This is a genomic window from Methylobacterium sp. AC315 (genome assembly GCF_979253755.1).
In genome coordinates, this window is the sequence record NZ_CEEDEA010000001.1 from 531758 (window position 1) to 554284 (window position 22527).

Annotated in this window: 19 protein-coding genes; 11 read left to right on the forward strand and 8 right to left on the reverse strand. The window is 70.6% G+C overall.

All coding sequences use genetic code 11. The features are described from left to right. The first annotated feature begins 59 nt into the window (after positions 1–59). The 3 genes from AC0IY0_RS02495 (at position 60) to AC0IY0_RS02505 (ending at position 2902) form a co-directional block, all read left to right on the forward strand. Positions 60–1334 (forward strand): ATPase, encoded by a 1275-nt coding sequence (locus AC0IY0_RS02495; RefSeq protein WP_147908605.1) that lies wholly within the window; start codon positions 60–62, stop codon positions 1332–1334. Further along, positions 1331–1978: a hypothetical protein gene (locus AC0IY0_RS02500; protein WP_471762979.1), complete on the forward strand. Its 648-nt coding sequence runs from the start codon at positions 1331–1333 to the stop codon at positions 1976–1978. Before AC0IY0_RS02495 ends, AC0IY0_RS02500 begins: the two co-directional genes overlap by 4 nt. 72 nt (positions 1979–2050) lie before the next feature. Then, a complete protein-coding gene (locus tag AC0IY0_RS02505; RefSeq protein ID WP_147938431.1) occupies positions 2051–2902 on the forward strand; it encodes an AAA family ATPase in 852 nt (283 codons plus the stop codon). Between the two features lie 3 nt (positions 2903–2905). Here AC0IY0_RS02505 and AC0IY0_RS02510 read toward each other — a convergent pair whose 3' ends face one another. After that, positions 2906–3835, reverse strand: a complete 930-nt coding sequence (locus AC0IY0_RS02510; RefSeq protein ID WP_471762981.1) for a class I fructose-bisphosphate aldolase — start codon at positions 3833–3835, stop codon at positions 2906–2908. Between the two features lie 173 nt (positions 3836–4008). Here AC0IY0_RS02510 and AC0IY0_RS02515 point away from each other — a divergent pair, with 173 nt between their 5' ends. After that, the gene (locus AC0IY0_RS02515) at positions 4009–4533 is read left to right on the forward strand and encodes a SixA phosphatase family protein (protein ID WP_471762982.1); all 525 of its coding nucleotides are present in this window, start codon (positions 4009–4011) and stop codon (positions 4531–4533) included. 4 nt (positions 4534–4537) lie between these two features. Here the strand turns inward: AC0IY0_RS02515 and AC0IY0_RS02520 are convergent, their stop codons facing one another. Beyond that, positions 4538–5569, reverse strand: coding sequence for an alpha/beta fold hydrolase (locus AC0IY0_RS02520; RefSeq protein ID WP_471762983.1), 1032 nt, complete (start codon positions 5567–5569; stop codon positions 4538–4540). 206 nt (positions 5570–5775) lie between these two features. On the opposite strand from AC0IY0_RS02520, the gene AC0IY0_RS02525 reads away from it, so the two are divergent. Beyond that, positions 5776–6258 carry an Hsp20 family protein gene (locus AC0IY0_RS02525; RefSeq protein WP_471762985.1) on the forward strand — a complete coding sequence of 161 codons (483 nt, stop codon included), beginning with the start codon at positions 5776–5778 and terminating at the stop codon, positions 6256–6258. A 151-nt stretch (positions 6259–6409) separates the two neighbouring features. Then, positions 6410–7402: a l-ornithine N(alpha)-acyltransferase gene (olsB, locus tag AC0IY0_RS02530; protein ID WP_147908612.1), complete on the forward strand. Its 993-nt coding sequence runs from the start codon at positions 6410–6412 to the stop codon at positions 7400–7402. Between the two features lie 151 nt (positions 7403–7553). Here olsB and AC0IY0_RS02535 read toward each other — a convergent pair whose 3' ends face one another. Then, the gene (locus AC0IY0_RS02535; protein ID WP_147908613.1) at positions 7554–8006 is read right to left on the reverse strand and encodes an RNA polymerase subunit sigma-70; all 453 of its coding nucleotides are present in this window, start codon (positions 8004–8006) and stop codon (positions 7554–7556) included. Between the two features lie 221 nt (positions 8007–8227). Here AC0IY0_RS02535 and AC0IY0_RS02540 point away from each other — a divergent pair, with 221 nt between their 5' ends. The 4 genes from AC0IY0_RS02540 (at position 8228) to AC0IY0_RS02555 (ending at position 16718) form a co-directional block, all read left to right on the forward strand. Further along, on the forward strand, positions 8228–9088 hold the full coding sequence (locus AC0IY0_RS02540) for a Kdo hydroxylase family protein (RefSeq protein ID WP_471762986.1): 861 nt from the start codon (positions 8228–8230) through the stop codon (positions 9086–9088). Positions 9089–9106: 18 nt separating this feature from the next. Next, on the forward strand, positions 9107–9406 hold the full coding sequence (locus AC0IY0_RS02545) for an antibiotic biosynthesis monooxygenase family protein (protein WP_007568328.1): 300 nt from the start codon (positions 9107–9109) through the stop codon (positions 9404–9406). 696 nt (positions 9407–10102) lie between these two features. After that, on the forward strand, positions 10103–15388 hold the full coding sequence (locus AC0IY0_RS02550; protein WP_471762987.1) for an alpha-2-macroglobulin family protein: 5286 nt from the start codon (positions 10103–10105) through the stop codon (positions 15386–15388). Between the two features lie 205 nt (positions 15389–15593). Continuing rightward, a complete protein-coding gene (locus tag AC0IY0_RS02555) occupies positions 15594–16718 on the forward strand; it encodes a mechanosensitive ion channel family protein (RefSeq protein WP_471762988.1) in 1125 nt (374 codons plus the stop codon). Positions 16719–16852: 134 nt separating this feature from the next. Here AC0IY0_RS02555 and rlmN read toward each other — a convergent pair whose 3' ends face one another. Further along, on the reverse strand, positions 16853–18127 hold the full coding sequence (gene rlmN, locus AC0IY0_RS02560; RefSeq protein ID WP_419830125.1) for a dual-specificity RNA methyltransferase RlmN: 1275 nt from the start codon (positions 18125–18127) through the stop codon (positions 16853–16855). A 99-nt stretch (positions 18128–18226) separates the two neighbouring features. Between rlmN and AC0IY0_RS02565 the strand changes: the two genes are divergently transcribed. Next, complete coding sequence (locus tag AC0IY0_RS02565; protein ID WP_147908619.1) at positions 18227–18883, forward strand: class I SAM-dependent methyltransferase; 657 nt, start codon at positions 18227–18229, stop codon at positions 18881–18883. A 156-nt stretch (positions 18884–19039) separates the two neighbouring features. On the opposite strand, the gene grxD is transcribed toward AC0IY0_RS02565, so the two are convergent. From grxD to purL, 4 genes are read right to left on the reverse strand one after another with little or no spacing between them, the layout of a single operon-like run. Further along, positions 19040–19378, reverse strand: coding sequence for a Grx4 family monothiol glutaredoxin (gene grxD, locus AC0IY0_RS02570; protein WP_147855269.1), 339 nt, complete (start codon positions 19376–19378; stop codon positions 19040–19042). A gap of 28 nt (positions 19379–19406) precedes the next feature. Further along, entirely contained in the window at positions 19407–19916 is a 510-nt protein-coding gene (locus AC0IY0_RS02575) for a DUF29 domain-containing protein (protein ID WP_471762989.1), read from the reverse strand. Between the two features lie 23 nt (positions 19917–19939). Then, a complete protein-coding gene (locus AC0IY0_RS02580; RefSeq protein ID WP_007568343.1) occupies positions 19940–20176 on the reverse strand; it encodes a BolA family protein in 237 nt (78 codons plus the stop codon). Between the two features lie 26 nt (positions 20177–20202). After that, positions 20203–22428, reverse strand: coding sequence for a phosphoribosylformylglycinamidine synthase subunit PurL (purL, locus tag AC0IY0_RS02585; protein WP_471762990.1), 2226 nt, complete (start codon positions 22426–22428; stop codon positions 20203–20205). Positions 22429–22527 lie beyond the last annotated feature (99 nt).

Here is a 22527-nt window from a genome sequence, read left to right on the forward strand (position 1 = left end):
GCGTTAAGTTCGGCCAGGACCGCGCCCGTGCTGTAACACGGCGCCTGCGACTGGACCCGATGGATGTGACGAGGCCGATGATCTCCATCAAGTCGATATTCTCCGGTCCGACGGCCCCCCCGAGTCGCGATCTGCAGCGCGAGCGCCGCGAATGGCGGCTCGAGTCGGACCGGTGGGTGCACCAGCGCCACGTCGACCGCGGCTACCGCATCAAGTGGGGCTACGTGGCGATCGCGTATCTCGTCGAGTTCATGGTGATCGGCGCCTCGCTCTGGGGCGCATGGCTGTTCGCGGGCGTCTACAGCGACGGCGACTGGCACGCCTTCTACTTCATGTTGCTGGCGCCCCTGGTCTACGCCGCCGTGGAGCTGTGCCGGGTGCCGCTCGGCATCCTGGCCCGCACCCAGCGCTCGCATTTCGTGCGCGGGCTCGCGGTGCTCGGCATCATCTTCGCGGCCGGCGTCACCACCAAGTCGGTGTCGCAGCTCGGCGAGATGATGTTCCATCCCCGCCTGATGGAAGCCGCCCGGACCAAGACCGCCCTGAAGGACGCCCAGGCCGACCGCGCCACGATCGGCGACCGCATCAAGGCGGCGGACGAGCGCGTGGCGCAGTACACGACCGAGCTCGACCAGATCGAGAAGCGGTCCTCCGACAACGCCCAGCAGCTTGCCGGCCTGCCGGCCCAGCGCTGCGAGCGGGTGTTCGGCACCAACAGCAAGGGCCGCAAGTACCAGAACCTGAAATGCGTGGCCGACCCGCGCGTGGCCGCCCTGTCGGCGGGCGTGACCAAGGCGTCGGCCGACCGCGCCGTGCTGATCAAGGAGCTGGAGGAGGCCCGCAAGGCGCGCGCGACCCTCGACCCCGGCGCCGCCGACCGGCGCGTGGCCGATGCCGAGCAGGGCTACCGCAATGCGGTCAACCGCTCGCAGCTGCACTCCTTCACCGCGATGGTCTACGGCGTCGATCCGATCGACGTGACCGAGCAACAGGTCCACGCCTTCCTGCGGATCTTCGTGTTCCTGCCCGCCGTCTGCGCCGCCTTCGCGTCGACCATCCTGGCGCTCTGCGCGGTCTCGACCCGCCGGACCTTCATGGATGAGGACGACCTGGGGGCCGCCGTGAACCCGGAGGCCGCGCCCTACATGCTGGACGCGATCGCCGACGCGCTGCGCTCGAACCCCGAGCCGATCCTGCCCCGCGCGGCCAACGCCACGGGTGCGGTGATCCCGATGAACCGCCCCGCCCAGACCCAGCAGAGCCTGCCCGGCCAGAGCCATCCGGGTCAGGCCCTTCCGGGTCAGACCCTCCCTGCCGCGGGAGCCGGCGCATGAACTACGTCGCCGGCGGCACCCCTGAGAACGTCGCCCTCGCCCAGCAGGTGAACTCCCGCCTGCGGGCGGATTCGAGCTACGTGGCGGCGCGGGCCTTCCTGTTCCGCGCGCTGGGCTTCGGCGCCTTCGCGTGCCTGGCCGGCATCGGGATCGGGGCGGCGGCCTATGGCTGGGCCACCCTCAACCAGTTCGACACGGCCGCCGAGAAGATCGCCGCCGCGATGCAGGCCGCGCTTTCGGACGTGACCCTGAAGACCAAGGGCGAGGTCACGCTGACCGACAACACGCTCAAGCTCGAAGGTCTTCCCAAGATGGGTGGCGGCGGCACGCCGACGCCCACGAAGGCGCAGCTCGGCAGCGACGCCGCCCCGGCCTCGAAGGCGGCGGTGAACACCACCTTCACGGTGTTCAAGCAGGTCCCCTATCTCGACGGCCAGATCGTCACCGGCTGGAACTTCAAGGACAACGCCGACCAGCCCTATCAGCAGTACTGCTACTTCTCCCGCCGCTCCAACGAGTCGAAGGGCCAGGTCGAGATCAAGATCGACCTCGCGATGGACACCAAGACCCTGCCGCAGCCGCAGAAATCCGACGTGAACCTGGAGATCCTGGCCCGGAACTGCGTCTGGCACGAGAAGGGGTAGACCCGTCTCGCTTGCGGGGCGGCATCGCCACGCGCTACCGGTTGCCTCCAGGCCAGTTTCTCCGAGAGCGCGATGCGATTTTCCGGAACCGAGTCCTACGTCGCGACCCCCGACCTGACCGCTGCGGTCAATGCCGCCGTGGTCTTGGAGCGCCCGCTCCTGGTCAAGGGCGAGCCCGGCACCGGCAAGACCGTGCTGGCCGAGGAGATCGCCCGGGGCCTGGGCGCGCCGCTCATCGTCTGGAACATCAAGTCGACCACCAAGGCCCAGCAGGGCCTCTACGAGTACGACGCCGTCTCGCGCCTGCGCGACTCGCAGCTCGGCGACCCGCGGGTCTCGGACATCGGCAACTACATCCGCCGGGGCAAGCTCTGGGAAGCGTTCACCGCGCCCGAGCGGCCGGTGCTTCTGATCGACGAGATCGACAAGGCCGACATCGAGTTTCCCAACGACCTCCTGACCGAACTCGACCGGATGGAGTTCCATGTCTACGAGACCGGCGAGACCGTGAAGGCCGTACGTCGGCCGATCATGATCATCACGTCGAACAACGAGAAGGAACTGCCGGACGCGTTCCTGCGCCGCTGCTTCTTCCACTACATCAAGTTCCCGGACGCCGAGACGCTGATGCGCATCGTCGACGTCCACTATCCGGGCATCAAGCACCGCTTGGTCGAGGAGGCCCTGCGGGTCTTTCTCGAGACCCGCGAGGTCCCGGGCCTCAAGAAGAAGCCCTCGACCTCCGAACTGCTGGACTGGCTCAAGCTCCTCGTCTCCGAGGATATTTCGCCCGAGACCCTGCGCGAGCGTGACGGCCGCAAGCTGATCCCGCCGCTGCACGGCGCGCTGCTCAAGAACGAGCAGGATGTCAGCCTGTTCGAGAAGCTGGCCTTCATGATGCGCCGGGAGCAGCGCGGCGGCTGAGCGTCAAACTGCCTTGCCGGCATAGATATCGGTGATCCGCCCCAGCAGCGTCAGGGCATCCGCCTTCGCGCGCTGGAAAGCGTTGCGGCCGACGATGGAGCCGAAGCCGCCGCCCGCCTGGATGGCCCGGATCTCGTCGAGGAACGTGTCGTCCTCGGCCTGGGCACCGCCCGAAAAGATCACGATCCGCCGCCCGTTGAAGGCGCATTGCACCACGTGGCGGACGCGCTCCGCCGCGGTGCCGATCGGGATGCCGGTGGATTCGTAGACCCTCTTGGCCGCCGGCTGCTCGATATGGGCGGTGGGCAGCTTGACCTTGATGATGTGGGCTCCGAGCTGCGCGGCGACCTGAGCCGCGTAGCCGATCACGTCGATGGCGGTCTCGCCGTCCTTCGACAGCGCCGAGCCCCTCGCATAGGACCAGATCACCACGGCGAGCCCGGATCTCTTGGCCTCCTCGGCGATCGCCCGGATCTGGCCATACATGGCGTTGCGGTGCGCGGAGCCCGGATAGATCGTGAAGCCGATGGCGCAGGCGCCGAGCCGCAGCGCGTCCGCCACCGAGCCGGTGATCGCCTGCTCGGGATCCTCCTCGTCGACCAGGAGGTCGTGGTCGTTGAGCTTGAGGATCAGCGGGATCCGCCCGGCATAGTCCCGGGCGCCTGCCTCGAGGAAGCCGAGCGGCGCCGCGTAGGCGTTGCAGCCCGCCGCCAGGGCCAATTCGAAATGGTAATGCGGATCGTAGGCCGGCGGGTTCGGGCCGAAGCTGCGGGCCGGGCCATGCTCGAAGCCCTGATCCACCGGCAGGATCAGCATCTTGCCGGTGCCGCCGAGCCGGCCGTACTCCAGCATCCGGGCGAGGTTGGTCAGCGTGCCGGGGCTGTCGGCCCCGTACCAGGACAGGATCTCCGAAACGCGGGGCGAGCGATCCATGGCGCGACCTCCTCCGACAGAGACCGCCACCCTATGCGCGTCCCGCATCGGCGGCCCAGCTTTTCGAACCGGGCAGGATCGCCGAGGTTCCCGGGCGCCGCGCTTTGCGCTAACCGGGCCCCCGCGCCTGTTCGGCGCGCGTCGGTCACCCCATCCCGAGAAGGGCCCGCTTCATGCGCAGGCTGATCCTGTTGCGGCACGCCAAGTCGGATCGTCCGGCCGGCGTCGCCGACCACGAACGGCCGCTCAACGACCGCGGCCGCCGGGCCGCGCCCGCTGTCGGCAGCCACATCGGCCAAGAGGGTCCCCGACCAGACTTGGCCCTGGTCTCCACCGCCACCCGCACCCGCGAGACCTGGGATGCGGTCTCGGCCGCCCTCGGCGCACCCGAGGCGCGGTATCACCACGACATCTACGAGGCGCCGGCCGAGCGGATCCTCGGGCTGATCCGGGGGGCGCCGGACAGCGCGGAAACCGTGATCGTCGTCGGCCACAATCCCGGCCTGGGCGACCTCGCCGCGACCCTGGCCGGGGAGGGGCCGCGCAAGGAACGCACGCGCCTCGCCACGGAATTCCCCACCGCCGCCTACGCGGTGATCGCGTTCGACGCCGCGGCCTGGTCGGCGATCGCCCCGGGGCAGGGGCGGCTGGAGCGGTTCGTGCGGCCGCGGGACATCGACCCGGATCTGGGGGGCTGACGGCTCAGGCCACCGGCACCGGCTGATGTGCCTCAACCTCCGTGTGGGAGGGCAGGGGCGAGCCCGGCACGAAGGCGACGAAGGCCGCCCAGAAATCCTGCCGGATGGCGTCGCGTTCGCTCAGGATCTCATGCCGGGAATCCGGCAGGACCAGGATGTGGCCGGCCTTCAGCCGGGCCGCGAACCGCTCGGTGTCCAGGGTCCCGCAGACCGGGTCCGCGCCGGCCGCGACGATCAGGGTGGGCAGCGTGATGCGCGGGGCGGCGCGCGGGTCGCGCAGGCGCGCCATCGCACGGAACGCCTCCGCGAGCCACGCGATCGTCGGGTCGCCGACCGCGCCGGCGCCGACCTGCCGGGCCGCCGCCGCGTTGCGGGCGTAGCGCGCGGGATCCCGCGACAGCCGGTTGCCGGCATAGGGCTTGGTGGCGATCGAGACTGGCTTGCCCAGCGGGATGTAGCGGTCGCCCAGCCCGATCCGGTGCAGGAACCGCGACAGGAACGCCGCCCCGGCGGGCCAGCGCACCATCCGGATCGACAGCATCGGCGCCACCGTCACCAGGCGCCGGAACGGCAGCCAGCCGTCGAGCGCCCCGATCAGCGCGACGCAGCCCCCCATCGAATGCGCCAGGCCGACATGCGGCTCAGGCATCAGCGGCACCAGCACCGTCTCGGCCACCGCCCGCAGGTCGAGGCGGTAATCGTCGAACCGGCCGACATGGCCCTTGTGCGGGTCGTCGACCCGCCGGTCCGACTCGCCCTGGCCGCGCCAGTCGAACGCCACCACGGCGAAGCCCCGCGCACGCAGGTCGTGGATGGTCTCGTAGTACTTCTCGATGAATTCGGCCCGTCCCTGGAGCAGGCAGACCGTGCCCCGGCAGGTCCGCGTCGTGGCCTGCCAGTAGGCGGCCCGCAGCGTGCAGTCGTCGCGGGTGCCGACCGCGATCAGGGTGCCGCCCGGCGGCACCGGATTGTCCGGCGTGCCGCGTAGGGTCAGGAGCGGCGGCTCCCGTCCGATATCGCCGTCCAACCGTCTCACGGGCCAACCTCAGTCCGTCCGCATGCCGGGTCCGCATGCAAGCGTCACCGTAGCGGAAAAATCTCGCACCCGGGTCCTTCCGGAGGTCTTGAACCCGGTTTTTTGCCCCCCGATATCCCGTCTGTGCCGGCCGTCAGGCGGCACGAACGACGGGTCCGGCCCATCGGGCGGACCGCTTCTGCATGTTGCTCATACGAGGATATGTCATGCGTCAGTTCGATCTCGCTCCCCTGTATCGTTCCACCGTCGGCTTCGACCGACTGTTCTCCGCCCTCGACCAGTTCGCCACCACCGAGGCGGCGCCGACCTACCCGCCCTACAACATCGAGCGGACCGGCGAGAACGCCTACCGCATCACCGTCGCGGTCGCCGGCTTCACCGAGTCCGACCTGTCGATCGAAGTGCGGGAGAATGCGCTGACCCTGAAGGGCGAGCGCAAGGCCGAGCCCAAGGCGGAGTTCCTGCACCAGGGCATCGCGGCCCGTGCCTTCGAGCGCCGCTTCCAGCTCGCCGACCACGTCCAGGTGACCGGCGCGGCCCTGGAGAACGGCCTCCTCCACATCGACCTCGTCCGCGAGGTCCCGGAGGCGAAGAAGCCGCGCCGCATCCAGATCGCCACGGCCGGGACCCCGTCCGCCCCGGTGATCGAGGGTGACGTGCGCAAGGACCCGGTCCCGCAGGCGGCCTGATCCGGTCGCGGCTCGGAACCCGCTACGCTGTTGGAGCGCCCCGGCCCTGGCCGGGGCGCTTTCGTGTCGGGGCTGTCATAATGGCGTGTGCGGTTCGTGCTCTCTGTCCTTCCCGACGGTGCACGATCGTGCGCCCGGAGTGAACCCGTCCATGGTCGCCAATCTCGCCCGCGGAGCCTACAGCGCGCTCGGAGCCGGCTGGCACAAGGGCGTTCAATGGGGGGTCGGCGCGCCGATCGCGAAACTGCGGCGGCGCCACGCGCTCGTCCAGGCGGAACCGGCGGCCATCGCCGACATCCTGTCGGGCGAGCGGGCGATTCGTCTGCCGGAGCCGTTCGAGGGGCGCAGCCTGGGCCGGATCGGCAACCTCGAGGTCCGGTTAGCTTCGAAGAAATCCGAAATCCGGCGCGCGCAGCGCCTTCGGTTCAAGGTGTTCTACGAAGAAATGGCGGCGATCCCGACGGGTCTTGCGGCTTTGTCACGACGCGACGCCGACGCCTACGACGCGCTCTGCGACCATCTCCTCGTCCTCGACCATGACGCGCCCCGGCGGAAGAAGCCGTTCGTCGAGCATCGGCCCAAGGTGGTCGGCACCTACAGGTTGCTGCGCGGCGAGGTCGCCGAGCGCCATGCCGGCTTCTACTCCGAGGGCGAATACGATCTGGAGCCGATCCTGGCGGCGCAGGGGCACCGGCGCCTGCTGGAACTCGGCCGCTCCTGCGTGCTCAAGCCCTACCGCAGCAAGCGCACCGTCGAGCTGCTCTGGCAGGGGATCTACGCCTACGTGCTGCATCACCGGATCGATGCGCTGATCGGCTGCGCCAGCCTGGAGGGCACCGATCCGGACCGGCTGGCCCTGCCGCTGTCGTTCCTGCACCACCATGCCCGCGCACCCGAGGCGTGGCGGGCCCGAGCCCTGCCGGAGCGTGCGGTGTCCATGGATCGGATGCCCCGCGAGGCGGTCGATCCCAAGGCGGCTCTGCAGGCGCTGCCGCCCCTGATCAAGGGCTATCTGCGGCTCGGCGCGACCTTCGGGGAAGGCGCGGTGATCGACCGCCAGTTCGGCACCACCGATGTGTTCGTGGCGCTTCCGGTCGAGGCGATCGGCGCGCGCTACCGCGGGCATTTCGCGCCAGCGAACTGAGCCCCGGTCGCCGACCCATAAAATCCCGGTTTCAAAAGGTCCGTGACCTCTTGCGGGTCCAGGTCAGAGCCCCGGGATAGGGATCTCGAGGCTGCGCGCCCCGAACTCCGCCGAAGGGCTGCAAGCCCTTCGGGATCCCCTCCTGTCGCTCCTACAGATCGCCCAAAGCCAGTTGGCCCTGGTTGCGTGCCTTGGCGGGCACCTTCGTGGCGGCCGCCTTGCGCTCCTTCGGCCGGGCGGTAGCCAGCGGCGGCTTCTTCGGCTTGGGGTCGCCGCGCATGCGGGCCAACGCCTTGTCGCGGGCCACCGCCTCGGGGGCCTGGGGGTCGTCCGACAGCCACTTGCCGCGCTTGATCACCTCGTTGACCCGGCCCTGGTTGACCCCGACCTTGAACGCGATCTCCTGCTGGGTCATGCCCGTGGAGGCGTGCAGGTCGAGAATCGCCCGGGCGAGTTCGGGCGTCATCTTCTGGCCCGTGAGACGGCGGGCCGGCTTGACCGTGCGGGTGGCGCGGTCGCGCTCGCGCAGGCGCTCCAGCAACGCCAGCGCCATGTTCATGCCATGCTCGCGCAGGGCTTCCTCGAATTCCTTCAGGGTCGCCATCGGCGCCATCCTCCGCCGGGCTCGTGGGCCGGTATGCGGAGGGGAACGTGCCGGGAACGCGGCGGTTGCGCAAGCACCCGGGGCGGCGCCCCCGGCCGGTGCCAGTGGACGAGCGATGTCATCCACCGGAAATGCGGGCCCTGGCCTCCCGCGGGCGGCTCGGCTACAGGATTGCGCCCCGTCTAGCCCCTCTTCGGCCCGGCAGATCCAGCCCGAACACGATGATCAGCCCGATCCGCACAGTCGTCCCCGGTGAGAATGCCGGCTCCCTGGCCCGGGAGCTGGAAGCCGGGGCGGTGCTGCTGTTCCCGGACCTGCCGTTCCCATTCAGCGCGTACGAGCACCGGTTTACCGAGCGCCCCTTCGCGGACGGAAAGGCCAAGAACGTCAACATCCGGGGCGAGGCCGCGGAGCTGCGCGGCGCCGCCGGCACCCCGGAGGAACAGGAGGCCCTGCGCCAGCTCCTGATCCGCTACCGCGCCTTCGCCCGGGACCTGATCGGCACCTACCTGCCGGATTACGCCGACCGGGTGGCGCTCGCCGGCACCTCCTACCGCCCGTTCGACGTGGACCGGCGCAAGCTCAGCTGGCGGCGCGACGACACCCGGCTGCATGTCGACGCCTTCCCGTCGAACCCGATCGGCGAGAAGCGGATCCTGCGGGTGTTCCGCAACATCAACCCGTCCGGCGAGCCCCGCCGCTGGCGGGTCGGCGAGGATTTCGGGTCGATGGCGGAGACGTTCCTGCCACGGCTGCCGCGCTACGCGCCACTCACGGCGCGGCTGCTCGCGGCCCTGCGGATCACCAAGGCCCGGCGCTCCGAATACGACCACCTGATGCTGCACCTGCACGACGCCCTGAAGCAGGACGAGACCTACCAGGCCAGCGCCCCCCAGGCCGACGTCGCGTTCCGGCCCGGCGAGACCTGGGTGACCTTCTCCGACCTCGTGATGCACGGGGCGATGGGCGGCCGCTACATGTTGGAGCAGACCGCCTACCTGCCGGTCGCCGCCCAAGCCGATCCCGGCTTGAGCCCGCAGCGTATCCTGGCGGCCAAGCTCGGCCGCCCCCTCCACGCGTAAGGAAAAGGATTCGACGCCATGATCCTCGAAATTGCACAGATCGAGATCAAGCCCGGCATGGAGGCGGCGTTCGAGGCCGGCATCACCGAGGCCTCGGCGATCTTCAAGGCCGCCAAGGGCTGCCGCGCCTTCGAGGTCCGCCGCTCGATCGAGCATCCGCAGCGCTACCGGCTGATGATCCACTGGGACACGCTGGAGGCCCACACCAAGGACTTCACCGGCTCGCAGCCCTGGCAGGATTACCGCGCCCTGGTCTCGCACTGCTTCGCCGGCCCGGTCTCCGTCGAGCACACCGAGCAGGTGCTCAAGGCGTTCTGAATTTTTGGGATCGCGCGCCGCGCTCGCGGTAGGGGCGGGACGATCGACCACCGGTGACCCGGGACACGCGCGGGTTGCCTGTCCCGTGCAGGCTCGGTCGTTCGCACATCGCAGCTGGAATGTTCATCGTTTCAGCGCGCGGAAAGCTCCGTCTCGTTCTTCAAGCGGTGGCTGGATCGATGCCGCCACGGGCGGTCGTCCCGGGACCGCGCAGCGGAGCCCGGGATCCAGAACCATCGCTGCGTCGAGCTCCTGCACGGACAGCGTTTCTGGGTTGCCGCCCCCGCGGCCCCTTCGGGTCCGGGCTCGCCTGCGGCGCCCCGGAATGACGGCGCGGGTCAACAGGTATGGGGCATTGATCCTCAGGAGTTGAATTGTCCAACCTGTGCAACCCGTAGCCCGCTAAGGGGGGCGGAAGAGTGCGGGCCTGCCTCGCGCAGACCTCTCTTGCGGCCGAGGACCGTCCGGAGGGCACTCTGTGCATCCGCCCGCCCATACGGGCGCGGGGGTGCGTTGCAGCCTGCAAAAGCCCATCGCGCCTCGATCCTGTCGCGGCCATAGCTCCTCGGAAAGGGGCCACGGAGCGGCTCTCAACACGCATCCGAAGCGTTGCGGCGGGATCGATCGGTGCTAGGTTCCCGGCCGGCCGATCCCGGGACGAATCGTCCTGGATCCGGAGCCGACGAGGGCAGGCGTATGGCGTGGCGGATCCGGCTGGCGGGTGCTCTGGCGCTTCTGGCAGGTCTCGCCTGCGGGCCGGCCCTCGCCCAGACGGCGCCGGCCTCGCGCACCGCGCCCCGTCAGGCTGCAGCCTTCGAAAGGACCTTCGTCCGGACCGATCTCGCCAGCGCCGCCGTGCGGCTCGAGGCGGCGCTGAAGGCCGAGGCCGGCGGACCGCTCAGGCCGGCCGGCCAGTCCCGGGCCGCGGGACAGGCGCTGCTCGCCGCCGGCAAGCCGGACGAGGCACTTGTCACGCTCACCGCCGCGGTCGCGGCCGACCCGGCCGACATCCGGAGCTGGCAGGCGTTCTCCCGCGCCGCCGCGGCAGCGGCCGATGCCCTGGAGGAGAACGATTACCAAGGCCGGGCCCGCCTGCGGGACCGGGCCGCCGCAGCGGCCTACCGGGCCTACGAGCGCGCCGGCTCGCCCGCCGACGCGGCGGCCTCCCTGGCGCAGCTCGGCGCCCTGGAGGCCGGGCAATCCAACTGGCGGCCGGCCCTGAACGCCTACGCGGCCAGCCTAGCCCTCGACGACCTGCCCGCGACGCACCGGACCTACGAGGCCCTGCGGGCCGAGCACGGCTTCCGCATCCTCGACTACAAGGTCGATTCGGATGCGGCCGCGCCGCGCCTGTGCTTCACCCTCTCGGAGCCGGTGGTCCCCAAGACCGACTACGCCCCCTACGTGGCGGTCTCGGGCAGCAGCAGCGCCGCCGTGACCGCCGAGAACGCGCAGGTCTGCGTCGACGGGCTGAAGCACGGCGGCCGCTACGCAGTGGTCCTGCGCCAGGGGCTGCCGTCCGCGGTGGGCGAGAGCCTGCTCAAGTCCGCCGATTACGAGATCTACGTCCGCGACCGCGCCTCGCAGGTCCGGTTCACCGGGCGCAACTACGTCCTGCCCCGCACCGGGCAGGCGGGCGTGCCCCTGGTCTCGGTGAATGCCGCCAAGCTCGACGTCGAGGTCCTGCGCATCGGCGACCGCGGCCTGCTGCCAGCCCTGCGCTCCGAGGATTTCCTGGGCCAGCTCAGCGGCACGAATGCCGCGACGCTGGCGGCCGAGAAGGGCCAGCGCGTCTGGAAGGGCACGCTCGACACCGCCAAGGCCGAGCTGAACCAGGAGGCGGTGACCGCCTTCCCGGTCCTGCAGGCCGTGGGCAAGCTGGAACCCGGGATCTACGTGATGGTGGCCCGGCCCTCCGGCACGGTCGCCGGGGACGAGGACGGATACGAGACGCAGGCGACCCAGTGGTTCGTGGTCTCGGATCTCGGCCTCACCGCCACCAAGGGGCGGGACGGGGTTAACGTGGTCCTGCGCTCGCTCGCCTCCGCGCAGGTCCTGCCGGGGGCCGAGATCCGGCTGGTCGCCCGCAACAACGAGGTGCTAGGCACCGCCAGGACCGACGCCCAGGGCCGGGCCGTGTTCGGTCCGGGCCTCGCCCGCGGGGAGGGTGGCACCGCGCCGAGCCTCGTGGTCGCCCAGGCCGGGGACGATTACGGCTTCCTCGACCTCAACCTCGGCGCCTTCGACCTGACCGACCGGGGCGTGAAGGGCCGGCCCGAGAGCGGCGGCCTCGACGCCTACCTGTTCACCGAGCGGGGGGTCTACCGCTCGGGCGAGACCGTGCAGATCACCGCCCTGCTGCGCGACCCACGGGGCGCGGCGGTGCCGAACCTGCCGCTGACCGTGGTGGTGAAGCGCCCGGACGGGGTCGAGTATCGCCGGGTTTCGGTGCCGGACCAGGGGCTCGGCGGCCGGGCGCTGCCGCTGCCGCTGCTGTCGGGCGCCATGCGGGGCACCTGGCGGATCGCCGCCTACAGCGACCCGAAGGCGCCGGCCCTGGGCGAGACCAGCTTCCTCCTGGAGGATTACGTCCCCGAGCGTTTGGAGGTGACCCTCAAGCCGGCGCAGGCCGGCCTGCGCCGGGGCGAGGCCGCGCAGGTCGCCGTCGCGGCACGCTACCTCTACGGCGCCCCGGGCGCCGGGCTCGACGTCTCGGGCAGCGTCGTCGTGCAGCAGGCCGCCTCCGGCTCCGGCATCAAGGGCCTGGAGGGCTACGCCGTGGGCCTCGACGACGAGGCGGTGGAGCCGGTCACCCAGGAGATCTCCGGCGGGGCGACCACGGACGCGCGGGGCCTGGCCACGATCCCGGTGCCGATCCCGGACCTCGCGGCGCCGCGGCCCCTGGAGGCGAAGATCACCCTCGCGGTCGGCGAGCCCGGCGGGCGGGCGCTGTCGCGCAGCCTCACCCTGCCGATCCTTCCGGCCGCCCCGGTGCTGGCGATCCGGAAGGGATTCTCGGACCTGAAGGACGGCGGACGCGCGACCTTCGCGGTGGTGTTCGCCGCCCCGGACGGCACGCTGCTGGCCCGGCCGGGCGTGACCTGGACGCTCTCGCAGATCGACCAGAGCTACCAATGGTACCGCGCCGGCGGCCGCTGGTCGTTCGAGCCGGTCAAGACCAGCCGCCGCGTCGCCGAAGGCGGCCTCGACCTCGCGGCCGGCGGGTCGGGCCGGATCGAGGCGCCGGTCGGCCTCGGGCGCTACCGGCTGGAGGTCTCGGCCCCGGGTGCCCCGGACGCCACCGCGAGCCTCGGCTTCACCGTCGGCTGGGGCGGCTCGGAGACCGCGGAGGCGCCGGACCTGCTCGACCTCACCCTCGACAAGGCCGCCTATGCGGCGGGCGACACGCTGCGGGCCAAGATCAGCCCGACGTTCAAGGGGCAGGCCAGCCTCATGGTGGTGGGCGACCGGGTGCACGAGACCGTCGAGGTCAGCGTCCCGGCGGGCGGCACCACCGTCAGCCTTCCGGTCAAGGCCGAGTGGGGCGCGGGCGCCTACCTGGTCGCCACCGCCTACCGGCCCCTCGACCAGGCGGCCAAGCGGCTGCCGGGGCGGGCGCTCGGGCTCGCCTGGTTGTCGGTGGACCGCGAGCGGCGCAGCCTCGGCGTCGCCGTGAAGGCCCCGGAGCGCACCCGTCCGCGCCGGGACCTGACGATCCCGGTGCAGCTCACCGGGCTGAAGTCCGGCGAGCCGGCACGGATCACCGTGGCTCTGGTCGATGTCGGCATCCTCAACCTGACCCGCTACGAGGCGCCGAACCCGACCCAGTACTTCCTCGGCCAGAAGGCCCTCGGTCCGGAGTTCCGCGACCTCTACGGCTACCTGATCGACGGCATGCAGGGCTCGGCCGGGGCGATCCGATCCGGGGGCGACGCGGGGGGCGGCGAGCTCGCCGACGCGCCGCCGACCCAGGCGCCGCTCGCCCTGTTCTCGGGCGTCGTGACCGTGGGGCCGGACGGGGCGGCCAGCGTCACCTTTCCGCTGCCGGCCTTCAACGGCACCGGCCGCGTGATGGTCACCGCCTGGAGCGGCGACCGGGTCGGACAGGCGCAGGCGGACGTGATCATCCGCGACCCCGTGGTGCTCGCCGCCACGCTGCCGCGCTTCCTCGACACCGGCGACCGCTCGCGCCTGTTCATGGCGCTCGACAACGTCGAAGGCGCGGCGGGCGACTACACGGTCGACATCGCCCCGTCCGGCCCGATCCTGATCGGCGCGGGCGCCCTGCGCCAGACGATCCGGCTGGAGGCCGGGGGCAGGGGCCAGGTCGCGGTCCCGATCACCGCCGCGGGGCCGGGCACGGCACGGCTCGACCTCGCCCTGTCGGGGCCCGGCCTCGACGGCCCTCTCGGCCAGAGCTTCGCGCTCGGCGTGCTGCCGGGGACCGGGGCGCTGCTGCGCCGGTCGGTGCGCAACCTGGCGCCCGGGGCCGGCCTGACGGTGAGCGCCGACCTGCTGGCCGATTTGCTGCCCGGAACCGGCAGCGTCTCGCTCTCGGCCTCGGCGCTGCCGGGCCTCGACGTTCCGGCGCTGCTCCAGGCCCTCGACCGCTATCCTTACGGCTGTTCCGAGCAGATCGTCAGCCGGGCGATGCCGCTGCTCTACGTCAACCGGCTGGCTGGGCTCGACAAGCTGGCCCTCGACGTGAACGTCGACGACCGCGTACGCGAATCGATCGAGCGGCTGCTCGCCCGCCAGGATGCGAGCGGGGATTTCGGCCTGTGGTCGGCGCAAGGGTCGGGCGACGTCTGGCTCGACGCCTACGTCACCGACTTCCTCACCCGCGCCCGGGAGCGCGGCTTCGCGGTACCGCAGCCGGCCTTCACCCAGGCGCTGGACCGCCTGCGCAACACCGTCGCCAACGCCACGGAGGTGCGCGACGGGGGCGCCGACCTCGCCTACGCCGCCTACGTGCTGGCCCGCAACGGCCGGCCGGTGATGGGCGACCTGCGCTACCTCGTCGACACCAAGCTCGACGCCTTCGCGACCGGGCTCGGCCGGGCGCAGCTCGCCGCCTCCCTGGCGCTCCTGGGCGACCGGGGTCGCGCCGCCAAGGCGATGGACGCGGCGCTGGCCACGCTGCGATCCCAGCGGGATACGGGCGTGTACCGGGCCGATTACGGCTCCCGCCTGCGCGATGGAGCCGGTCTGATCGCGCTGGCGGCCGAGAGTGGGCTGACCCAGGTCGCGCTGGCCCCGGTGGCCGCGGTGATCGGCGAGGAATCGCAGGACACGCGGACCACCAGCACACAGGAGAATGCTTGGCTGGTGCTCGCGGCCGAGGGCCTGTCCAAGGAGGCCGACGCCCTGTCGTTCAGCCTCGACGGCGCGGTGCAGGCCGGGCCGCTCGCCCGGATCTACCGGGGGCCTTCCCTGGATGGGCGCAGCGTCGCGCTGGTCAACACCGGCCGGGCGCCGGTGCAGGTGGTGCTGGGCGTGAACGGCAGTCCGCTGGTGCCCGAGCCCGCCGCCGCCCAGGGCTACAGGATCGAGCGCAGCATCCACCGGCTCGACGGCAGCGTGGTCGATCCGGCCCACGGCCTGCGCCAGAACGACCGGCTCGTGGTGGTGCTCAAGGTGACCGAGGACAAGGCTCAGGCCGGGCGGATCCTGCTGGTCGATCCGCTGCCGGCGGGGCTGGAGATAGACAACCCGAAGCTGCTCGACGCCGACGCCCTCCAGGGCCTCGCCTTCGCCAAATCGGAGGTGCAGCCGGTCCACACCGAGTTCCGCGACGACCGCTTCGTGGCCGCCTACGACCGCGACCCGAGCCAGTCGGCGTTCTTCACCGTGGCCTACATGGTCCGGGCAGTCTCGCCCGGGACCTACGTGCACCCGGGCGCTTCGGTGGAGGACATGTACCGGCCGGCGCGGTTCGGCCGGACGGCCACCGGCAGCGTGGAGATCGGCGTGGCGCGCTAGCTAGGGCGGTCCGGGATCGGTCCGCCGATCGGGGCGAGTCGCCGACAAGCGCGCGCGGCTGCCCGGCCGGGCGCCGAAATGCAACCGCCCCGCCGCGTCCTGGCCATGCCGCTGCGTTGCAGCGCCGGCATGGTGCATTGCGGAACCCCGACGGGTGCCGCCCATTCCTCCAGGTCCCGTTCGGAACCCGTGGAGGTCATGCCCGATGCCGGACCTTGATGCCCTGACCGGCCGCGCCGCCTCCGTGCTGGCCTATCTGCCGTGGTGGGCCGAGAGCCTGATCCTGATCGTCACCTGCTGTGCCGTGGTGATGCCGCTGCACGGGGTCGCGTACCGGGCGATGAAGCGGGCGGTGGCGAGCAAGAGCCTGTTCTGGCGCTCCCTGGTCTCACGCACCCGCGGACCGAGCCGCCTGGGCCTGATCGTCGTGGCGATCAGCCTCGCCTCGACCACGGTGCGCCTGTCCTGGGAGGTGCGGATCGCCCTCAACCAGCTCCTGCTCGTCGCCTTCGTGACGCTCACCGGCTGGTGCTGCGCCACCGCGCTCCACATCGCCACGGTGATCTACCTGCGCCGCTTCAAGCTCGACGCCGAGGACAACCTGCTGGCGCGCAAGCACTTCACCCAGATGCGCATCCTGGAGCGCGCCGCCGTCACCCTGGTCGGCCTGATCACCGTCTCGGTGGCACTCATGACCTTCGAGCCGGTGCGCCAGTACGGGGTAAGCCTGCTGGCCTCGGCGGGAGCCGCCGGCCTGATCCTGGGGCTGGCCATGCAGCCGGTCCTGTCGAACCTCGTCGCCGGCATCCAGATCGCCATTACCCAGCCGATCCGGATCGAGGACGCGATCATCGTCGAGAACGAGTGGGGCTGGGTCGAGGAGATCACCGCGACCTACGTGGTGGTGCGCCTGTGGGACTGGCGGCGCCTGGTGCTGCCGCTGACCTACTTCATCCAGAAGCCGTTCCAGAACTGGACCCGGGACGGCGCCTCGCTGATCGGCAGCGTGTTCCTGTATGTCGACCATCGCGCCCCGGTGGCCCGGATGCGCGAGAAGCTGTCGGAGATCGCCGCCGCCACACCCCTGTGGGACGGCAAGGTGGTCAACCTCCAGGTCTCGGACGCCCGGGAAACCTCGATCGAGATCCGGATGCTGGTGAGCGCCCGCAATGCGCCCCAGGCCTGGGACCTGCGGTGCGTGATCCGGGAGGCGATGATCACCTGGCTCCAGGCGGAGCACCCCGAGGCCCTGCCGCGGCACCGCACCGAATGGGTCGGCGCCGAGGAGCCCACCTTGCGCCGGGCCGATGGGCACCGGATCGCGGCGTGATCGCCAGGATCGCAAAAGGCCATGCCCTTTGGCGGAACGTCACGGGGAAGCCCGACAGCGGGCGAAGCCCGGCAGTAGCGAGGCTTCGCCCTGCACCCACGAAAGGTCTCGGACCTTTCGAAACCCTGACCGGGTCAGTCGTCGGCGCCGGCGTAAAAACTCTCCACGCCGATGCCCTCTTCCTGCATCAGCCGGGCCCGGGCCCGCAGCTTCTCGGTCTCGCTCTTGAGCTGGCCGCAGGCGGCCAGGATGTCCCGGCCCCGGGGGGTGCGCACCGGCGAGGCGTAGCCGGCGTTGAACACGATCTCGGAGAAGCGCTCGATCCGGTCCCAGTCCGAGCACTCGTAGCGGCTGCCGGGCCAGGGATTGAACGGGATCAGGTTGATCTTGGCCGGGATGCCCTTGAGCAGGCGGACCAGCTCGCGCGCATCCGCGTCCGAATCGTTCACGCCCTTCAGCATCACGTACTCGAAGGTGATACGGCGCGCGTTGCTCACGCCCGGATAGGTCCGGCAGGCTTCGAGCAGCTGGGCGATCGGGTATTTGCGGTTGAGCGGCACCAGCTCGTTGCGGAGATCGTCGCGCACCGCGTGGAGCGAGATCGCCAGCATGGAATTGGCCGCCTCGCCCAGCCGGGGGATCTGCGGCACGACCCCGGAGGTGGAGACTGTGATGCGCCGCCGCGACAGGGCGAGCCCCTCCTGGTCGGACATCACCCCCACGGCGTCGATCACCGCATCGAGGTTGTACAGGGGCTCGCCCATGCCCATGAACACGATGTTGGTCACCAGGCGTCCCGCGTCGCCCCCCCCGGAGGCGTCGCGGCTCGGCATCTGGCCGGGCCAGTCGCCGAGCTCGTCCCGGGCGGTCACCAGCTGCTGCACGATCTCGGCGGCCGAGAGGTTGCGCACGAGGCGCTGCGTGCCGGTGTGGCAGAACGAGCAGGTGAGGGTGCAGCCGACCTGCGAGGAGACGCAGAGCGTGCCCCGGTCCGGACCCGGAATGTAGACGCACTCGATCTCGGCGCCGCGGTTGTGCTCCTGCGGGTTGGTCGGAGCCATGCGCAGCAGCCACTTGCGGGTGCCGTCGCGGGAGACCTGGCGGCTGGCGACCTCGGGACGCTCCAGGGTGAAATGCTGCGCCAGCTCGGCCTTCAGGGCCTTGCCGACATTGGTCATCTCGGCAAAGTCGTGGGCGCCCCGGAAGTTGACCCAGTGCCAGAGCTGGCCGGCCCGCATCCGGCTCTCGCGCTCGGGCACGCCCATCGCCACGAGCTGCGCCTTGAGCGCGTCGCGGGTCAGCCCGACCAGAGAGGGGCGCCGGCCGGGGAGCGGCATGGGCTGGAAATCGGGCGCCTTCTCGATCGCGGCATCGGCCGCGCGGGCGCTGTCGAGCGACGGCGTCGCCATAGCGTTCAAACGATCCATTCGATTGGAAAGGGTCTGATATAGGCGATTGCGCCGGCGAATGCGAATGCGCGCCGCCCACAGGGGGCCTGACGGAGAGCCATGGCGAGCGATACCCGAGCCGGGCAGGCGATCTACAACAACCGGACGTTACGGCTGTACGACCTCGTCGTGCTGCGCCTGTCGAACCCGCTGGTCTGGCGCTGCCCGACCGCGCGGATCCTCGCCCTCTACCACCGGCACGTGGGCACCGCCCATCTCGATGTCGGCGTCGGGACCGGCTGGTACCTCGACCGTTGCCGTTTCCCGTCTCCGACGCCTCGGGTCGGGTTGATGGATCTCAACGCCGACAGCCTCGCCTTCGCGGCCCACCGGATCGCGCGTTATCGGCCCGAGACCTATCGCGTCGACGTGCTCGGCGCTCCGGCCGGCGGCCTCGCGCCGTTCGACTCGATCGGCCTGACCTACCTGCTGCATTGCCTGCCGGGGGACATCGCCGAGAAAGCGAAAGCCTTCGACACGGTGCGCCCGTGCCTGCGCGACGACGGTGTGGTGTTCGGCGCCACGATCCTCTCTGGCGGCGTCCCGGTCACGGCTGCGGCGCGGACCCTCATGCGGATCTACAACCGCAAGGGTGTGTTCTCGAACGTCGACGACACCCTGCCAGCCCTGCGCGCAGCCCTCGATCAGCGCTTCCGGTTCGTGGAGATCACGGTCGTCGGCTGCGTTGCCCTGTTCGTCGCGCGGGGGCCGCGCTGATCCGGCCACGGTCTTTGCGGGCGCAGCGAAGCAATCCCGCGGCGCCACGTCCACCGACCTCGCGCCGTCCCGGGTTGCTTCGCCGGACTCGCAATGACGGGCCTGAAAAAGGGCGCCCGCAGGCGCCCTCATCCAGTGTGCAAAGTCCCGACAGAATCAGGCGGCGGCGGACTTCACCGGGATGCCCTTCTCGGCCAGGAAGGTCTGCAGCTCGCCCGACTGGAACATCTCGCGGGTGATGTCGCAACCGCCGACGAACTCGCCCTTCACGTAGATCTGCGGGATGGTCGGCCAGTTCGAGAAGGCCTTGATGCCCTCGCGGATGCCCTGGTCGGCCAGCACGTTCACGCCCTTGAACGGCACTTCGAGGTAATTGAGGATCTGCACCACCTGGCCCGAGAAGCCGCATTGCGGCATCTGCGGGGTGCCCTTCATGAACACCACCACGTCCTGGGAGGCGATCTCGTTCTGGATGGTTGCGTTGGCGTCGGTCATTAGGTCAGTCCTCGTGCGATAGCGTGATTTAGGTGTGACCAGGGTCGGAATTCAACACCGTGGCGAGACGCTCCAGCGCTTCGTCCATGTCGAAGCCGGGCGCCGTTATCGCTTCGGGCGTGAACGGCATGTGGTCCGGCAACCCGCCGAGCAGTGCGTCGCCGAACATCCCGAGCGAGGAATCAGCAATCTTTCTGGCTGACGACCAAAGCGCGTCCCAGTCGATGCGCTGCCGCATCGACCGCCGATAATTCCGACGCGCGGATGCCTGAAAAACAAGGACCTCCTTGCGCCAGGATTTCGTAGATTGGGCACCAGGCGCCGACGCATATTTGAGGACGTGGATCAACAGCTGGAGGATAGCACTCTCGACCCGCTCAAGATCGGCCCGTCCCACGCTCTCGATCTCATCGATCACGTTCGCCCAATCGACGACATTCGACAGGTCGCCGCGCATGGCGAGGGCGCGCAAGGCCGTGACCTGCTCCTCAGCCCAGGTCACGATGTCGTCGTCGTAGAGGCTCGGTCCGTTGTCCATGGCCGCGAATCCCGCGTGAGGCGTCAATCCTGCGGGACGCCCGTGGTCAGCGCAAGGGCGTGCAGCACGCCGCCCATCCGGCCCTGGAGGGCGCCGTAGACCATCTGGTGCTGGGCCACCCGGGTCTTGCCCTTGAAGGCCGCGGACAGGACGGTGGCCGCGTAATGGTCGCCATCGCCCGCGAGGTCGCGGATCTCGACCTGCGCGTCGGGCAGGGCCTCGCGGATCATGCGCTCGATCTCGCCCGCATCCATCGGCATCGAAAAACTCCCAGGGCGTTGAGGGGTCAGGCGGCAGGCGCGGCCGGCTGGCTCGCCATGTAGGTGGGCAGCCAGCCTTCATGGGCCGCGATCAGCTCGGACAGCGATATGGTCTCGCCACCCGGCAGGGTCAAACGGTCGGAGCCGGTCACCCCGACGACGGCCGCGTCGATGCCCTGGGCCGAGGCGCTGTAGAGGAGGTCGGTGGCCACCTCCGGATCGACCGCCAGCAGGTAGCGGGCCTGGTCCTCGCCGAACAGGTAGGCGTGGGGGGCCAGGTCCACCGGCACCTCCGGCAGCGCCGCGCCGATGCCGCCGGCCATCGCCATCTCGGCGAGCGCCACCGCGAGTCCGCCGTCGGACAGGTCGTGGACGGTGTCGACCGTGCCGGACACGATCAGCCCGCGCACGAAGTCGCCGTTGCGGCGCTCGAGCGAGAGGTCGACCGGGGGCGGCGCGCCTTCTTCCCGGCCCTCGATCACCGCGAGGTAGGACGACTGGCCGAGCCAGCCCTCGCCGGCGCCGACCAGGACCAGCACGTCGCCCTCGCGCTTGAGCGCGATGGTGGCGTGCCGCTCCACGTCGTCGAGCACGCCGACGCCGCCGATGGTCGGGGTCGGCAGGATGCCGACACCGTTGGTCTCGTTGTAGAGGGAGACGTTGCCGGACACGACCGGGAAGTCGAGGGCCCGGCAGGCCTCGCCGATGCCCTGGAGGCAGCCGACCAGCTGGCCCATCACCTCGGGCTTCTCGGGATTGCCGAAGTTCAGGTTGTCGGTGATGGCGAGCGGCTTGGCCCCCACCGCGGTGATGTTGCGCCACGCCTCGGCCACGGCCTGCCGGCCGCCCTCGACCGGGTCGGCCTCGCAGTAGCGCGGGGTGACGTCGCAGGTCAGCGCGAGGCCCTTCGGGCCGTCCTCGACCCGCACGATCGCGGCGTCGCCGCCGGGCTTCTGCACGGTGTTGCCGAGGATGAAGTGGTCGTATTGCTCGTAGACCCAGCGCTTCGAGGCGAGGTCGGGCGAGCCGACCAGGCGCTTGAGCGCCTCGGTGAGCGAGGCCGGCGCCGGCACCGTGGATGCGGCGATCACCGGCTGATGGGTGTTGGCCAGGTGCGGCCGGTCGTAGAGCGGCGCCTCGTCGCCCAGCTCCTTGATCGGCAGGTCGGCGACGGTCTCGCCGTGCCACTTGACCACGAAGCGCAGCGTGTCGGTGGTCCGGCCGATCACCGCGAAGTCGAGGCCCCACTTCACGAAGATGCCTTCCGCCTCGGCCTCCATGCCGGGCTTGAGCACCATGAGCATGCGCTCCTGGCTCTCGGACAGCATCATCTCGTAGGGGGTCATGCCGGCCTCGCGGGCCGGCACCTTCTCGATGTCGAGCTCGACGCCGAGGTCGCCCTTGGCGCCCATCTCGACCGCCGAGCAGGTCAGCCCCGCCGCGCCCATGTCCTGGATGGCGATGACCGCGCCCGAGGCCATCAGCTCGAGGCAGGCCTCGAGCAGCAGCTTCTCGGCGAAGGGGTCGCCGACCTGCACGGTCGGACGCTTCGATTCCGTGGCCTCGTCGAACTCCGCGGACGCCATGGTGGCGCCGTGGATGCCGTCGCGGCCGGTCTTGGAGCCGAGATAGACGATCGGGTTCCCGACCCCGGTAGCGGCGGCGTAGAAGATCGCGTCGGTGCGGGCGAGCCCCACCGCCATGGCGTTGACCAGGATGTTGCCGTCGTAGCGCCGATGGAAGCCGGTGAGCCCGCCCACCGTCGGCACTCCGAAGGAATTGCCGTACCCGCCCACGCCCGCCACCACGCCGGAGACGAGGGCGCGGGTGCGCGGATGGTCGGGGGAGCCGAACCGCAGGGCGTTGAGCGCCGCGATCGGCCGCGCGCCCATGGTGAACACGTCCCGCAGGATGCCGCCGACGCCGGTCGCCGCGCCCTGGTAGGGCTCGATGTAGCTCGGGTGGTTGTGGCTCTCCATCTTGAAGACGCAGGCGAGCCCGTCGCCGATGTCGATCACGCCGGCATTCTCGCCCGGACCCTGGATCACGTGCGGACCCGAGGTCGGCAGGCCCCGCAGGTGCTTGCGCGAGGATTTGTACGAGCAGTGCTCGTTCCACATCGCCGAGACGATGCCGAGTTCGGTCAGCGTCGGGTCGCGCCCGATCAGGCCGCGGAAGCGCTCGTACTCCTCCGGCGTGAGGCCGTGCTGGGCCACGAGCTCGGGGGTGATCGGAACGTCGTTGCGGAACATGCGAAGGTCTCGGCAGAGAGCGGCCCGTCCCGGAGGACGCGTACCGCGGCGAACCCGAACCGGGCTGAGATCTCAAGCTGACCCGGCTCTAAAGCGGAA